Source organism: Methanohalophilus sp. WG1-DM, from assembly GCF_004104135.1.
Taxonomy (GTDB): domain Archaea; phylum Halobacteriota; class Methanosarcinia; order Methanosarcinales; family Methanosarcinaceae; genus Methanohalophilus; species Methanohalophilus euhalobius.
The window spans coordinates 20,095-33,628 of sequence record NZ_RRBA01000005.1 but is presented as its reverse complement, the minus strand read 5'-3'; the positions used below and the strand labels follow the sequence as shown (position 1 = coordinate 33,628).

Below are 13,534 nucleotides of genomic sequence, written 5' to 3'. Positions count from 1 at the left end.
TAGTGTATATTATGGCATCTGTGGATTGCTCTTTGCGTATATTTTATTGGTGTGAGGGAGCAACTGATTTTGCATTTATGCCCTTGTTCACAAAAGATACCAGTCATTATCGTTTTCTGAAAACTCAGGATCAATCCCTACTACTCTTCTTTCAATTCCCAATTTATCGGTGATTGTATCGGAGAGGTCCTGAAGATATCCTTTCTGGCTCAAACTTCCATAAATGAATCTCTTGTTGGGGCGGATGTGTTCCTCCATTGTTTTTTGTCGGGGGGCGATTTCTACTTCAATATCTGTTTTTTCAAGACCCTTGAGCATCGCCTTCCTGAAGTCACCTGTGCAATAGGCTATCCTGTGGCTATAGTTGTCACGGGTCTTCTCGAGGTATGTTGCAAGTCTTTTGCTTTCCATACTTATAAAATCCCGCTTGATCTTTGCCACATTGCATTTTCCCATCATGAATTTATAATCTGTAAAAGGATATTCATTATCGATTTCCCGTGGAGTTACGCCACAGGTTCCAAAAACTACTATATGGACATCTTCGGGCTTTAGCAGGTCAAAAATGATCCTGTCATACATCCTGTGGGATGGACTCGTATGATAGGGTTTCCTCATAGAACAGGGGACGAATATGCAGAATTTGCGTGTAGGTGCCTCATATTCATTGAGGACCCACTCATTGGCACGTATCATGTCCGGATGATAAATTAATCGCTCTGTATCAAGCGGTTCATCTGACCTTTCATTTTCTGGTATTATAGTGGGCACTGGACTACCGTTGCTGAAAAACTATATATATAATTAACGATTTGATTAGTATGGTTTTGTACAATCTGTGCAGCTTTTTTTTATAGAGCTTCAGGTGAAATTTAAAATGATGGGTTCAATTTCGGAAATGCTCAAAGCTAATTGTGAATGCGATGATGTTGCCAAGTGTATTCTGGGTTTAAAGGATTTGGATCTAAAGGCTTACAAAATACTGCTTTCCAATGGCCCTCTGACAGCCGAAAAACTCGGAAAGCATCTGGGCCGTGAACGCAGTACAGCTTATCGTTCTCTCCAGAACCTGATCTCCTGTGGGCTTGTTTACAGGGAAACCCATACCATTGATGTAGGTGGCTATTTTTATGAATATGTGGCCGTAAATCCGGCAGAGGTCAGGCGAATGCTTCAGGAAAGTGTAGACCAGTGGTATGATAAAGTCAGCCATCTTATCAATAAAATTGACAAGGAACTTGTAGGGGACGAAATGCCATAACCTAAGCAGAATTTGATAGGTATTTGAAGCACCGTAGGAACTACGGGGAGAGCCTGTGGACTTGTTTCCTTTGGGAAAAAGTATGAAGCAGGAAGCACCTGAGTCTTTAGCTCAGGTGTAGTTCACTAGATCGATGTGCTCTGGATTTTGCACTATCTTTTTGGGGAATATTAATGGAGACCGATGCAGCACAGAAGAAACTGGCAGTACTTATCGATGCTGACAATGCACAACCTTCCATAGTGGAGGGACTTTTTTCGGAAATAGCCAAATACGGGATTGCAAGTGTAAAAAGGATTTATGGTGACTGGACGCGTCCCAACCTTAAAAACTGGAAGGACAATCTCCTGGAACACTCCATCCAGCCGATACAGCAATTCAGCTATACTTACGGGAAAAATGCTACCGATAGTTCCCTTATTATCGATGCGATGGATTTGCTTTATTCCGAGCCCCTGGATGGTTTCTGTATTGTTTCTAGTGACAGTGATTTCACACGCCTTTCATCCCGGATCAGGGAATCAGGTCGCAAAGTCTACGGTTTCGGAGAAATCAAGACTCCAAAACCCTTTATTGCGGCTTGTGACAAGTTCATATATACGGAAAACCTGCGTAAAGAGGAAGATGTAGTAGGCACAGTCTCTGAGTCACCAATGCAGGCCCAGGGAAAATGGGATACCAACCGCCTCAAAGGTGACAGCAAGCTAGTTAAAATGCTAAGGGATGCTGTAGAAGATTCAGCTGAAGAAAGTGGCTGGGCCTTCCTGGGCAATGTGGGCAGCAATCTTGTGCAGAAACAGCCGGATTTTGATCCTCGTAATTATGGTTACAAAAAAATGTGGGACATTTTCCGGGCAATAGACCTTTTTGATATCGATGAGGTCCGGGCGGATAATTCCAGCAATAACCGGTTGATTTACGTGAAGGATAAGAAAAGCGATGGGAAGTGATTTTCCTTTACAATTGCTTTACGGAATTGGTTTTAGATGTCTGATATGAAAGTCTCGATTCTCTCAAGAGCTTCCTTGATGTTTTCCCTGGAGGCCGCATAGGCACATCTGAGATATCCATTTCCTGCCCTGCCGAACACATCTCCTGGTATGGTGACAACCTGTTGCTGTTCAAGCAGTCTTTCGGCAAATTGTTCCGATGTCAGGCCTGTGGATGCAACAGATGGGAATGCGTAAAAAGCTCCTCCCGGGTTGAAGCAGTCCAGGCCGATATTATTGAACCCTTTGACAATAAGTCTGCGACGCCGGTTATATTCATTGACCATTTTCTCCACTTCTTCTTCACCGTTCTTGAGGGCCTCTATCGCTCCTACCTGTGCGGTTATCGGGGCACAAAGCATGCTATACTGGTGTATGCGCATCATGGCTGCTAACACCGGTGCAGGGGCAAGTGCATAGGCCATTCTAAATCCGGTCATCGAATATGCCTTGGAAAAGCCATTGAGGACTATGGTGCGTTGCCTCATGCCATCCAGGGAGGCAAAACATGTATGCTGTGTGTCATAGGTCATCCTTTCATAGACTTCATCCGAGATGACCATTATATCGTGTTCTTCCACAATATCTGCGATGGGTTCCAGTTCCTTTTTATCCATCACTGCTCCGGTGGGGTTGTTTGGATAATTGAGCAGGATAGCTTTGGTTTTTGGAGTGATCGCTTTTTTCAGGTTTTCGGAGGTAAGTTTGAATTTGTCTTCCCTGAATGTTTGTACGGCAACCGGGTTTCCTCCTGCAAAAATGATTGCAGGTGCATAGGCAACGTAAGAGGGCTCCACAATTATAATCTCATCACCCGGATCGGTGATAGCACGCACCGCCAGGTCCAGTGCCTCACTTACTCCCGATGTCACCAGTATTTCGGATGTAAGGTCATAGTATAATCCGTGTTTCTGGGTATAGGTCCTGGATATTTCATCCCTGAGTTCTACAAGTCCATAGTTGGATGTATAGGATGTTTCTCCCTGTTCCAGTGAATGAATGCAGGCTTCCCGGATGTGCCAGGGAGTAATATAATCGGGTTCTCCAACTCCGAGGGATATTATATCCTCATTGTTGGAGACCATGTCAAAAAATCGGCGGATCCCCGAAGGGGGTACTCTATCCAGATAACTGGCTACAAAGCGTGAAGTGTCTGTCAGTTCTCATACCTCCTTTAGGGGGAAACCGGCAGACGTTTTACATGTTCGGGCTCTTCCATAATCAACCCGTCTTCTTTGTATGTCTTGAGTACGAAATGGGTGGCAGTATTATGCACCTGTTCCAGGGTGGCTATCTTTTCTGCAACAAAAAAAGCGACCTGCTTCATGGATTTGCCACGGACCGTAAGGGTTATGTCATGTTCTCCTGAAAGCAGTCTGACAGAACGCACTTCGGGGAAACGGTACAGTCTTTCTGCGATACGCTGGTATCCCTGTTTGCGTTCCAGTGTTACCTTCAGTTCAATGATTGCATAGACATAATCTTCTCCAGCAAGTTCCCAGTCAATCACTGTTTTATATTTGCGGATTATCTTTGCTTTTTCAAGCTGATGGATTCGCTTCTGGACTTCTTCCGGAGTCATGTCAACAAGGGCGGAAATGTCCTCAAGGCTTGACCTGGCATCATTTTCCAGAATCTCCAATATATCCCTTGTTTTCCTGTCCATGCTCTTTGAGCCACCTGTATTTTTTGTTTATTTTGTAAGAATTGCGTTGACAACGCCATCCTGACCCGGACGACTGGTTATCCTGGCATCTCCAAGTTCGGTCTTGATGATGCTGCCTTTTGTGAGTATGTTACGCCTGACGTAGTGCTCGTTGGCTTCGTTGTCGGTAACATTCTCTATTGTGACTGCTGCTGTCTTGCCGGTAGAGGGATCGGTGACATTGGCAATTTTTTCCTGAAGGAGTTTTACTTTGTGGGAGCCGCCCCTTGTTTTTACGGGTTTTCTTCTGGTTTCTGCGACATGTGTTTCTGCAGGTTCACTGCCGATTTCGTATTTCCTTTTTCCGCGTGCTGTTTTTCTCTTGGCAGCTGTGGCCGTTCTCTTTGATCTTCCCTGGGATATCATGATTGGAACCTCTGTTTTGTGATTTAAGTATAATACTAAGCTTTGCTATTAGGAGAGCTCATTAATTGTAATATTGTATATGAACCTTTCGAATATAGACTACTCACGAGCTTGGATAATCATAAATAATGCTTTTACTTATGATATTTATTATGCTTCGTGTAGTGTTCCTTGGTACCGGGGGAGCTCTCCCAACTGTGAACAGAAATCCCTCTTCCATCCTGGTCAACAGGGATGGGGAATTGCTGCTTTTTGACTGTGGGGAGGGTACCCAGCAGCAAATGATGCGTGCCAGGACTGGCATGATGTCCCTCTCTTCTATATTCATTACACATTTTCATGCAGATCATGTGTTGGGAATTCCCGGCCTTTTGCAAACTCTTTCTTTCCACGGCAGGGATGCTCCACTGAATATATACGGTCCTGCCCGGGTGGAACAATTTGTAAAAATGGTATCACTACTTGGTTACTGCCGTTTGAATTTTGAGGTCAAAGCAGTACCTCTTGAAGCCGGGGATATTGTCCGGCGGGAGGGTTATGTGATCAATGCAATTGAAAGTGAGCACAGTGTTCCTTCTCTTGCCTATGCTCTTGTGGAAAATGACCGCCCTGGCAGATTTGACCGTCGTCGTGCTGAAGAGCTGGGTATACCTGTGGGCCCCCTTTATTCCCGTCTCCAGAAAGGGGAATCTGTAGAAGTAAATGGCAGGACCATCCATCCGAATGAAGTGATAGGTCCCTGTCGCAGAGGGCGTAAACTTATCTATACCGGTGACACCCGTCCCTGTGAGACAGTTATTAAAGCAAGTAAAAACGTTGATGTATTGATTCATGATGGCACACTTGCACAGGAAAAAGCTGATTGGGCCAGGGAATCATTGCATTCGACCGCAAAAGAGGCTGCGGAGGTGGCACAAAAAGCAGGGGTAAAGCGTCTTATTCTGACCCATATCAGCTCGAGGTATACTGACGATTCTTCAGTACTTTTGGAGGAGGCAAAAGAAGTTTTCGAAAATACCTGTGTGGCAGAGGACCTAGTGGAGTTTGAAGTCCTCTATGGGGAATAATGGGGCAGTCAGGTGTTTTTAAATGAAGGTCCAATCGATTTTCTCATCATTTTTGTCGTAGAGGGTAACTTCGGCCTGCATCTCTTCCATCTGGCTGGGTAATTCTCTGACTCCCAGATACAGGGTGTCTCCTGGTTTTAAATCCCTTTTAGGATCAGTGCGGGCAAAATAAACATTCCCTCCACTTTTTATTTCTTTGACCATTACTCCTTTCCATTTCAGGTTGTTTATTATGTTGACAACTTTGCACTCGAACCTGTCTGATTCTTCTATTTCTGTCACTTTGTCACCTCTTATCAGGCGTAAAGGTGGGTGTTTGTTTCCTTTTTCTGCAACCCGGACGCAGCTTTTTCAAAATAATGTGCTTCAACCTTTTCCCTGTCATCCATTATTGCATTGTGAAGGGCACTTTTGAGAATTTTTTCCACAATATCTCTTCCCGAAAGGCCGTTGGTCAGTTTTGCAAGTTCACCAACGTTAGCTTCAGCTTTTATGGGGAATGTCTGTAGATTTAATTCTATTATTTGTTTTCTTTCTTCCTTATCGGGAAGTACAAACTCTATCTCCTCTTCAAAACGGCTCCTTACTGCCCCGTCGAGTACCGCTGTCCTGTTTGTGGCGCAGATGGTGCATACTCCTTCACTTTGGCTGATGCCGTCCATTTCTGTGAGCAGGGCGTTGACAATCTCGGCTACATCGCCCCTGAGTTCCTGGTATCGTCTGTCAAGGGCAATGGCATCCAGCTCGTCTATGAAAATAATGCTGGGTGCAAGTTCGCCAGCTCTTTCATATAGCTGGTGTATCTGCCTGGAACCTTCTCCCACAAATTCTCCTATTAGTTGTGTGGCTTTGATCGGGAGGAATGCCACATCAGTTTTATTTGCAAGGGCTTTTGCAACCATGGTCTTTCCTGTGCCTGATGGTCCATGAAACAGAATGTTGCGGGGTGCCCATTTGCCAAACCTCTCGGGTTCTTCCAGATATCGCTCGATGAGCTTGCATTTGCGTTTTGCTTTAACCTGTCCTACTATATCATCAAATGCAATTTCTACGGGATATTCGATATCCGTTTTTTCTTTCTCTTCCTGATTTACTACAATTGTTGTGGATTGGCCGATTATTGTAGCTTCGGGTCTTACTTCCTGGATCCTGTATGCAAAATCGGGGAACATCCGTTGGTCAAAGAGGTAATCGTTTTTTCGGGCAATGTAACCATTCCATTGCATTCTCGCATAACATTCGAAAAGTTCGGGTTCTTCGATGCGTGGATATTCTTCAATAATTCCACAGAGGGGATAACCAATAGGTTGCAAAATTACTATTTCTGCAGTAGCTTCTTTTGCTTCGATTGCTTCCTGGGGTATTTTTTTCAGACTGGGACGTTGTGCGGATCTTGCCATATTTTCTCCTTTAGGTCATATGGGTCGTGTTGCAGTATTAAAGTTTATCCATAAGATTTTCCTGTAAAATTAAATTTTAGATAGCCGGTTGGAGAAAGTAATAACTTTCTGCTACTTTCGGATGTATTATTACTGCTTTATATTGATTAGATGGGTGAACTTATATGTATTCTCTGTCTTCGTATACTAATTTATTTGGTTATATTTATAACAGATAATTTCTCTATATATTTACCCATGAAACCCATATCCCGGTATCTATGTATGTCTATCGCTGTATTATTTATTATTTTGACTTGCAGTATTGTAGTTTCTGCTTCCGGCGACCCTCTCAGGATAGGAGTGCTTGCAAACAGGGGAGATGAAGCTGCAATGGAGAGGTGGGGTCCTACTATAGATTATCTGGATGCCGGTTTCCCGGAAAAAGATGTAGTGCTTGTCCCCATGGATTTTGGACAGATGACTTCTGAAGTAGCTAATGAACAAATTGATTTCCTTATCACAAATCCTTTGGTATATGTTGAGCTGGAAGTCGATCACAATGTACAGAGAATAGCAACTTTGAAAGAATCCTGGGGAGGCCGCTCATACACTGTCTTTGGTTCAGTCATCTTCACTAAAAACGACAGGATCGATGTGAATTCTCTTAATGACGTTGAAAGTTTATCGGTAATGGCAGTTAACGAACATTCCTTTGGGGGTTGGTGGATGGCTGCGAGAGAATTTAATGATGCAGGATTGGATATAGATGCCATGGATGTCACTTATGGGGGTACAGAGGACAAAGTGGTAGAAGCAGTGCTTTCCGGGGAGGTTGATGTGGGGATCGTTAGTACCGGGATCCTTGAATCGATGAAAAAGGAAGGCAAGATTTCTTTTGTTGATATCAAGTGCTTGAACGTGGATCATTCTCCTGGTTTACATGAGGGAGATAATTTTGATTCTTCTTTCTTACAGAAGCACAGCACTCGTCTATATCCACAGTGGGCATTTTCCCGCAGTTCTCATGTATCTGAGGATGTAGCCGAAAAAATGCTTGCTAACCTGCTTCAATTGCCTCGTTTTTCGGAAGCTACCATAAAAGGTGGATATGCAGGCTGGACAGTTCCCCTGGATTATGGACCGGTCCACGAATGTATGAAGGAATTAAGATTGGGGCCGTATGAAAACTATGGTGAAGTCGCTCTTTCCGATGTGATTAATCAGTATTGGTATGTTTTTCTTTTAATGGGTATCACAACAGTTACTCTTGCAGGGGCCAGTCAGGCTGTTAACAATAAGAATCGTCGTTTACAGGTAGAAATCGATCAGAGGGACCGTGCAGAACAGGAAAAGAAGGAACGCGATAAACAGCTTGAATTGATCATTTCCAATTTTCCCAATGGAATAGTTGTTCTGCATGACAGCGATTTGAGATATATTTCAATAGGGGGTAAAATGCTTGATAAACTCAATTTCAATAAAAAAGATTTCATAGGTAAGCTACCTGAAGAGGTCCTTTCCAAAGATATTCTTGATACCCTTCTTCCTCATCTGTATGCTGCTCTTGATGGTGAAACTCGCAGGTTTGAATTTAGTATAGGAGGTTACCAGGTTGAAGAAACCCTTCTTCCACTTGAAAAATCCAATGGGAATCTTGTGATCGTGGGTGTACTATACAACATGACTGAGCGAAAAAATATAGAAGAGGCTCTCAACCATGCAAAAATGGCTGCAGAACAGGCAAACAGGTCCAAGAGTGAATTTCTGGCAAATATGAGCCATGAACTGAGAACACCTTTAAATTCGGTGATTGGATTTTCAGATATCCTGCTGGAAGAAGTAAGGGGGGATCTCAATGATCCACAGAAGAAATATGTGTCCAATATTGCCAAAAGCGGGAAACACCTGCTAAATCTGATTAATGATATCCTTGACCTGTCAAAAGTGGAAGCCGGTAAGATGGAGCTTGAATGTGAGGCTTTCTCTTTAACTGAGGCTTCCAAAGAAGTGATGGAACTAGTTATGCCTCTTGGAAATAAGAAATCTCTTTCTCTTTCAGTTGAACATAATTACTCTGAAGAGATATGTGCCGATAAGGGCAAATTCAAGCAGATACTTTACAATCTCCTCAGCAATGCAATAAAATTTACACCCGAAGGGGGAAGGGTGCGTTTACTTTCCCATGTGGAAAACGATGTATTGCAGGTTTCGGTATCAGATACCGGAGTAGGGATATCTGAAAAGGCCCAGGATACTTTATTCGATGCCTTTACCCAGGAAGATACATCTTCTTCACGCAATTATGAAGGGACAGGTCTTGGTTTGTCTCTTGTAAAAAAATTTGTGAATATGCATGGCGGGGATGTATGGGTGACAAGCAAAAAGGGAGAAGGCAGCACCTTTACCTTTACGATTCCTTTAAGTCAGGTTTCCTGTGAAGGTAATCCTGAAGAAACCGGTGAAACAGACGAAGACCAATATGTTATTGATTCTAGTACAAATACTTCTGAAAACACCGATATTGATCCTTTTCCTCTTTTGGAAAACCTCTGAATTCCAGCAACAAAGAACCTATTGTAATGGTGATTGAGGATGACTATTCATCACGTGATTTGCTGGTATCAACTGTTGTCAATGCCGGCTACAGGGTATTGCCCCTTTCTCGTGGATATCTTGAATCCCGCTATGTGGATGTTGTAAAACCTTTCGCGATATTGCTTGATATCATGATGCCGGGAATGAATGGATGGGATGTTTTGGGAAGTTCCTCTGGTTCTCCGTCCTCAATACTTGTTGTGGACGATGATCCATCAGCAGTAGAAATGCTCAAATCTTCCCTTGATATTGAGGGGTATAATGTGATACCTGCCTATGGGGGTCAGGAAGCTATCGATAAAGATAAAGCATTTTCCTATTCTCCGGACCTCATTATCCTGGATTTGATGATGCTTATTACAAGTGGATTTGATGTCATGGCAACTCTGAGAGAAAACAGTAATACTGCAGATATCCCTATAATTATTCATACGGCCAAGGATATGGAAAGAAAGCGGTTTTTGAAGGTAATGTAGTTTCAATTCTCCAGAAAGGTGCCTTCACTCGCAATAATCTGATTGAAATAATAAAACATCTTGATTCAAAGAAAATCCAGGTTAATTCTGCTAACAACGATTAATTTGATTTATGGGTATATGAATTAATTTTGATAATTTGTATGTCTGCTTTTGCGTAAAACGTTCAGATTTATAAATTGTATGCCTATTACTATATATATGTGAAAACATACTCTACAATATCTTTGCAGTTTAATTTGTGATCAAACCAGTCAGGTATTCTCCGGGAAAAGGCAGCCATATCGATAATTATCAAATCATATTTAGAGGTACTAGAATGACCACAATTCTTGTAGTTGAAGACAATCCAATGAACATGGAACTTACAGTGGACTTGCTTGAGTCTTACGGATATGAAGTGATGCAGGCAGAAGACGGTTCACAGGCTCTTGAAGTTGCAGAGAATAATGTTTTTGATCTCATCTTACTTGATATGCAGCTGCCCAAAATGGATGGGCTTGAAGTTCTGGAGAAATTCAAAGAGATTGAAAATGCAAAAGATACACCTGTGGTTGCATTGACAGCACATGCAATGAGGGGCGATGATAAGAAATTTATTGATGCAGGATGTGCGGGTTATATATCCAAACCAATCGACATACATGATTTCCAACAAACCGTCTCATCTTATGTCGAAAATTGATTCCAATTATTTCGGGATTCCAACGGTGGATAAAATGCTTTTTTCAAGGGCTTTACTCTTGCATTCATTACAATATAGCCTCTGTATCTAATCTCTTTTCAATAAATATCTGGCACTTTTTGCAAGGATATTTCAATATATTTCATACACAGTGGTCTTGTTCTTTCTGTATCCCAATAGTTTTAATATATATGTGGCCTATCAAATGAGAGAATTAGCAGCATTTGAGGCAGATCCATGGAACTTGATGAGAGAATTATTACCCGAGCGATAGTTGAAGAATTTACCAATGTTTTTCTGGACTATACTGATGTTGATGTGGCCCTTGTGGGTGGAGGCCCGGCAAACCTTGTTGCTGCACGTTATCTTGCAGAAGCAGGATTAAAAACTGTGCTTTTTGAGAAGAAACTATCTGTAGGAGGCGGTATGTGGGGCGGTGGCATGATGTTCCCGCGTATTGTGGTCCAGGAAGAAGCGCGCAGGATCCTTGATGATTTTGATGTGCCTTATAATGAGTATGAAGAAGGTTACTATGTGGCAAATTCGGTTGGCACTGTGGGTAAACTCATAAGTGCAGCGGTTTCTGCCGGAGTTGAAATATTCAATCTGGTAAGTTTTGAAGATGTTATGATACGGGATAACGATGAGGTATGCGGGCTTGTTATTAACTGGACAGCAGTTGAAATAGCCCGTCTTCATGTTGATCCTCTCACAATCCGTTCTCGCCTGGTACTTGACGGTACCGGCCATGAAGCTACTGTCTGCAATACTGTTCAGCGCAAGATTCCCGGAGCTTTTGGTGGTAAGAAGGTAGTGGGTGAAAAACCAATGTGGGCTGATACCGGTGAGCGTCTTGTAATGGAAAATACCCGGGAGGTTTATCCTGGTTTGATAGTTACAGGTATGGCTGCCAATGCCGTTGCAGGTTCTCCCCGGATGGGTCCTGTTTTTGGAGGGATGCTTCTCTCAGGTGAAAAGGCGGCACAGCTTGCAATTTCGCGTCTGAAAGACTGATATGGAGAAAAGTTTATTTAAGAGAAATACATGTATAGGATGCCCTCGCGTAGGGCAATTCTCAACATGCCGGGGTAGGGTAGCGGTTATCCTGTAGCCCTGTGGAGGCTACGATCTGAGTTCGATTCTCGGTCCCGGCCCCATTTTCTTTAATTTTCGCAGAAAAACTTATTATTCAACGTTTCTAAAAAATATTAATTGTTTATTTCAAATTCAGGATAGATTTCAGAGTTATCCATTAATTCTTCATAAGCATCATGTCTGGGACTTATTATTACAATATGGGCTGGTGGATGTATTTTTCTCAGTTTGTTTATCGCAGAGCCGGCATTATTTTCCAGTCCCACAAGTGCTGCAAACTTACAATTTGAACGCAAGGGTACTCCCACGACCCTCACAAGAAGAGTGTCTGCATAGTTTGGTTCGATACGTTTTGGACAGGAACTGAATTTCATGCTCCCGTATTGCTGCAAATCGTGCAGCGCAATCCTGACTTTGTTTTTGTCTTCTCCCCTGATTACCGCAAAGGATTTCATACAAACCCCCGTTGAAGGCTTTGTAATTAATTAAATCATACAACTATATCAATTTTTGTATCGTTTCAGGAAAGGTAGGGGAATTATTTCCCCATTTCACGGGAGCGTTTTGCAGAAGCCATCACTGCATCTGTGAAAGCCGCCCTTACTCCGTTTTTCTCAAGTGCATGAACACCATGAATGGTTGTCCCTGCAGGAGAGGTCACCATGTCCTTGAGCTCTGCTGGATGTTTTTTTGTTTCAAGGACCATCTTTGCTGCGCCCAGTACTGTCTGGGCTGCCAGTTTTTGTGCACTTTCCCTGTCAAGCCCTTCAAGCACACCTCCGTCCGCCATGGCCTCTATTACGGGGAAAATATATGCGGGACCGCTCCCGGAAACTCCTGTAACAGCATCCATGAGATGTTCAGGAACAAGGGCAGCAGAACCCATGCTTGAAAATATTTCCATTGCAATCTCAGCATCTTCTGCGGATGCATTTTTCCCCGTACTGACTGCAGAGGCCGCTTCACCGACGGTTGCGGCAATGTTTGGCATCACACGAATTACTCTTGTATCTTCATGCAACTCCTCTTCAATAGTGGATGCAGGAACTCCTGCTGCAATTGATATTATGAGTTTGTGTTCGTTGATATGGTCTGCAAAACCTCTCAGTACATTGCGCAGTATCTGGGGCTTGACCGCAAGAATGATGAGGTCTGAATTATCCACTGTATCAAAATTATTTGTTGATACGTTAATTCCAAGTTCACTTTTAAGTGCTTGCAGTGCAGGTTCATAAACATCGCTGGCATAGATATTTGCAGGCTTTGCTTTTCCTGCACGTATTATACCTCTAAGCAGGCTTTGCCCCATCTTGCCGGTCCCTATTATACCGACTTTCTTGTTTTCGAGGTGCATAATATCACTTCATTTTTTCTTGATGGTTACTATATCGCCAAGAGTAGTGCCCCTGTTCAGGGTATTTGTATCCCAGTCGTTTTCTCCCACTTTTTCGGTGAGTTCGATATCAAGGGTATGTTCAAGCTTTGTACGTACCGAATCTTCAGGTACGATGTCTCCCTTCTCGATCTTTTTGATCAGGGATGCTTTTTCCTTTATCTTGGAAGCAAGTTCTTCCTGGGTAAGGCCCTTTGCTTCCCTGGCCTCTCTTATGGTTTGTTCGTATTCGTCTATGAGTTCTTCTGTAGGAGCAGTTACCGGGTTCTTTTTGGGTTTTGAACTGTTTTTAATCCCCTGCCGCACAGGAGCGTTCTTTCTGGATACCGGTTTCCGGGTGCTTACTGATGTTCCGTATTGTGAACATCGGTTGCAGGCGTTGAGTTCGCTTCCCTCGACATTTATCTTAAAAGGCTCCCCTTTTATCTCTGCACCACATATTTCACACTGCATAAAAAATCATCTCTTGCATGGAAGCTGCCATGCCTCTTTTCGAAAGTGCTATATACCTATGGACTTA

General features: G+C 43.0%; 16 protein-coding genes and 1 tRNA gene. 8 read left to right on the top strand and 9 right to left on the bottom strand.

The features are described from left to right. Positions 1 to 87: 87 nt before the first annotated feature. The gene (locus tag CI957_RS05085) at positions 88 to 771 is read right to left on the bottom strand and encodes a DUF5591 domain-containing protein (RefSeq protein WP_128754359.1); all 684 of its coding nucleotides are present in this window, start codon (positions 769 to 771) and stop codon (positions 88 to 90) included. Positions 772 to 877: 106 nt separating this feature from the next. Here CI957_RS05085 and CI957_RS05080 point away from each other — a divergent pair, with 106 nt between their 5' ends. Beyond that, positions 878 to 1,261, top strand: a complete 384-nt coding sequence (locus CI957_RS05080) for a helix-turn-helix domain-containing protein (RefSeq protein WP_096712775.1) — start codon at positions 878 to 880, stop codon at positions 1,259 to 1,261. 173 nt (positions 1,262 to 1,434) lie between these two features. Then, positions 1,435 to 2,211: an NYN domain-containing protein gene (locus CI957_RS05075; protein ID WP_096712774.1), complete on the top strand. Its 777-nt coding sequence runs from the start codon at positions 1,435 to 1,437 to the stop codon at positions 2,209 to 2,211. 32 nt (positions 2,212 to 2,243) lie between these two features. Here the strand turns inward: CI957_RS05075 and CI957_RS05070 are convergent, their stop codons facing one another. The 3 genes from CI957_RS05070 to CI957_RS05060 all read right to left on the bottom strand — a co-directional run bounded on the left by CI957_RS05070 (position 2,244) and on the right by CI957_RS05060 (position 4,321). Further along, positions 2,244 to 3,335, bottom strand: coding sequence for an aminotransferase class I/II-fold pyridoxal phosphate-dependent enzyme (locus CI957_RS05070; protein ID WP_241645928.1), 1,092 nt, complete (start codon positions 3,333 to 3,335; stop codon positions 2,244 to 2,246). Between the two features lie 89 nt (positions 3,336 to 3,424). Then, positions 3,425 to 3,916 (bottom strand): Lrp/AsnC family transcriptional regulator, encoded by a 492-nt coding sequence (locus CI957_RS05065; RefSeq protein WP_096712772.1) that lies wholly within the window; start codon positions 3,914 to 3,916, stop codon positions 3,425 to 3,427. A 27-nt stretch (positions 3,917 to 3,943) separates the two neighbouring features. Then, positions 3,944 to 4,321: a 30S ribosomal protein S8e gene (locus CI957_RS05060; RefSeq protein WP_096712771.1), complete on the bottom strand. Its 378-nt coding sequence runs from the start codon at positions 4,319 to 4,321 to the stop codon at positions 3,944 to 3,946. A gap of 152 nt (positions 4,322 to 4,473) precedes the next feature. Here CI957_RS05060 and rnz point away from each other — a divergent pair, with 152 nt between their 5' ends. Then, positions 4,474 to 5,388 (top strand): ribonuclease Z, encoded by a 915-nt coding sequence (gene rnz / locus CI957_RS05055; protein WP_128754358.1) that lies wholly within the window; start codon positions 4,474 to 4,476, stop codon positions 5,386 to 5,388. 18 nt (positions 5,389 to 5,406) lie between these two features. Here rnz and CI957_RS05050 read toward each other — a convergent pair whose 3' ends face one another. Both CI957_RS05050 and CI957_RS05045 read right to left on the bottom strand, forming a co-directional pair. Beyond that, complete coding sequence (locus CI957_RS05050) at positions 5,407 to 5,670, bottom strand: hypothetical protein (RefSeq protein WP_128754357.1); 264 nt, start codon at positions 5,668 to 5,670, stop codon at positions 5,407 to 5,409. Positions 5,671 to 5,684: 14 nt separating this feature from the next. Continuing rightward, positions 5,685 to 6,788, bottom strand: coding sequence for an AAA family ATPase (locus CI957_RS05045; protein WP_128754356.1), 1,104 nt, complete (start codon positions 6,786 to 6,788; stop codon positions 5,685 to 5,687). Positions 6,789 to 7,079: 291 nt separating this feature from the next. On the opposite strand from CI957_RS05045, the gene CI957_RS05040 reads away from it, so the two are divergent. From CI957_RS05040 to CI957_RS05020, 5 genes are all read left to right on the top strand, one after another. Next, positions 7,080 to 9,323 (top strand): PhnD/SsuA/transferrin family substrate-binding protein, encoded by a 2,244-nt coding sequence (locus CI957_RS05040; RefSeq protein ID WP_164909030.1) that lies wholly within the window; start codon positions 7,080 to 7,082, stop codon positions 9,321 to 9,323. A 26-nt stretch (positions 9,324 to 9,349) separates the two neighbouring features. Continuing rightward, positions 9,350 to 9,841: a response regulator gene (locus tag CI957_RS05035; protein ID WP_128754354.1), complete on the top strand. Its 492-nt coding sequence runs from the start codon at positions 9,350 to 9,352 to the stop codon at positions 9,839 to 9,841. A 319-nt stretch (positions 9,842 to 10,160) separates the two neighbouring features. After that, the gene (locus CI957_RS05030) at positions 10,161 to 10,526 is read left to right on the top strand and encodes a response regulator (RefSeq protein ID WP_105460832.1); all 366 of its coding nucleotides are present in this window, start codon (positions 10,161 to 10,163) and stop codon (positions 10,524 to 10,526) included. A 237-nt stretch (positions 10,527 to 10,763) separates the two neighbouring features. Further along, positions 10,764 to 11,540 carry a sulfide-dependent adenosine diphosphate thiazole synthase gene (locus tag CI957_RS05025; RefSeq protein ID WP_128754353.1) on the top strand — a complete coding sequence of 259 codons (777 nt, stop codon included), beginning with the start codon at positions 10,764 to 10,766 and terminating at the stop codon, positions 11,538 to 11,540. A 68-nt stretch (positions 11,541 to 11,608) separates the two neighbouring features. Continuing rightward, positions 11,609 to 11,683 (top strand) — tRNA-His (locus CI957_RS05020). A gap of 51 nt (positions 11,684 to 11,734) precedes the next feature. On the opposite strand, the gene CI957_RS05015 is transcribed toward CI957_RS05020, so the two are convergent. From CI957_RS05015 to CI957_RS05005, 3 genes are all read right to left on the bottom strand, one after another. Further along, positions 11,735 to 12,076, bottom strand: a complete 342-nt coding sequence (locus CI957_RS05015; RefSeq protein WP_096712765.1) for a DUF356 domain-containing protein — start codon at positions 12,074 to 12,076, stop codon at positions 11,735 to 11,737. A gap of 83 nt (positions 12,077 to 12,159) precedes the next feature. Next, complete coding sequence (gene proC / locus CI957_RS05010; protein WP_105460834.1) at positions 12,160 to 12,975, bottom strand: pyrroline-5-carboxylate reductase; 816 nt, start codon at positions 12,973 to 12,975, stop codon at positions 12,160 to 12,162. 9 nt (positions 12,976 to 12,984) lie between these two features. Continuing rightward, positions 12,985 to 13,467 carry a multiprotein bridging factor aMBF1 gene (locus CI957_RS05005; protein WP_096712763.1) on the bottom strand — a complete coding sequence of 161 codons (483 nt, stop codon included), beginning with the start codon at positions 13,465 to 13,467 and terminating at the stop codon, positions 12,985 to 12,987. Positions 13,468 to 13,534 lie beyond the last annotated feature (67 nt).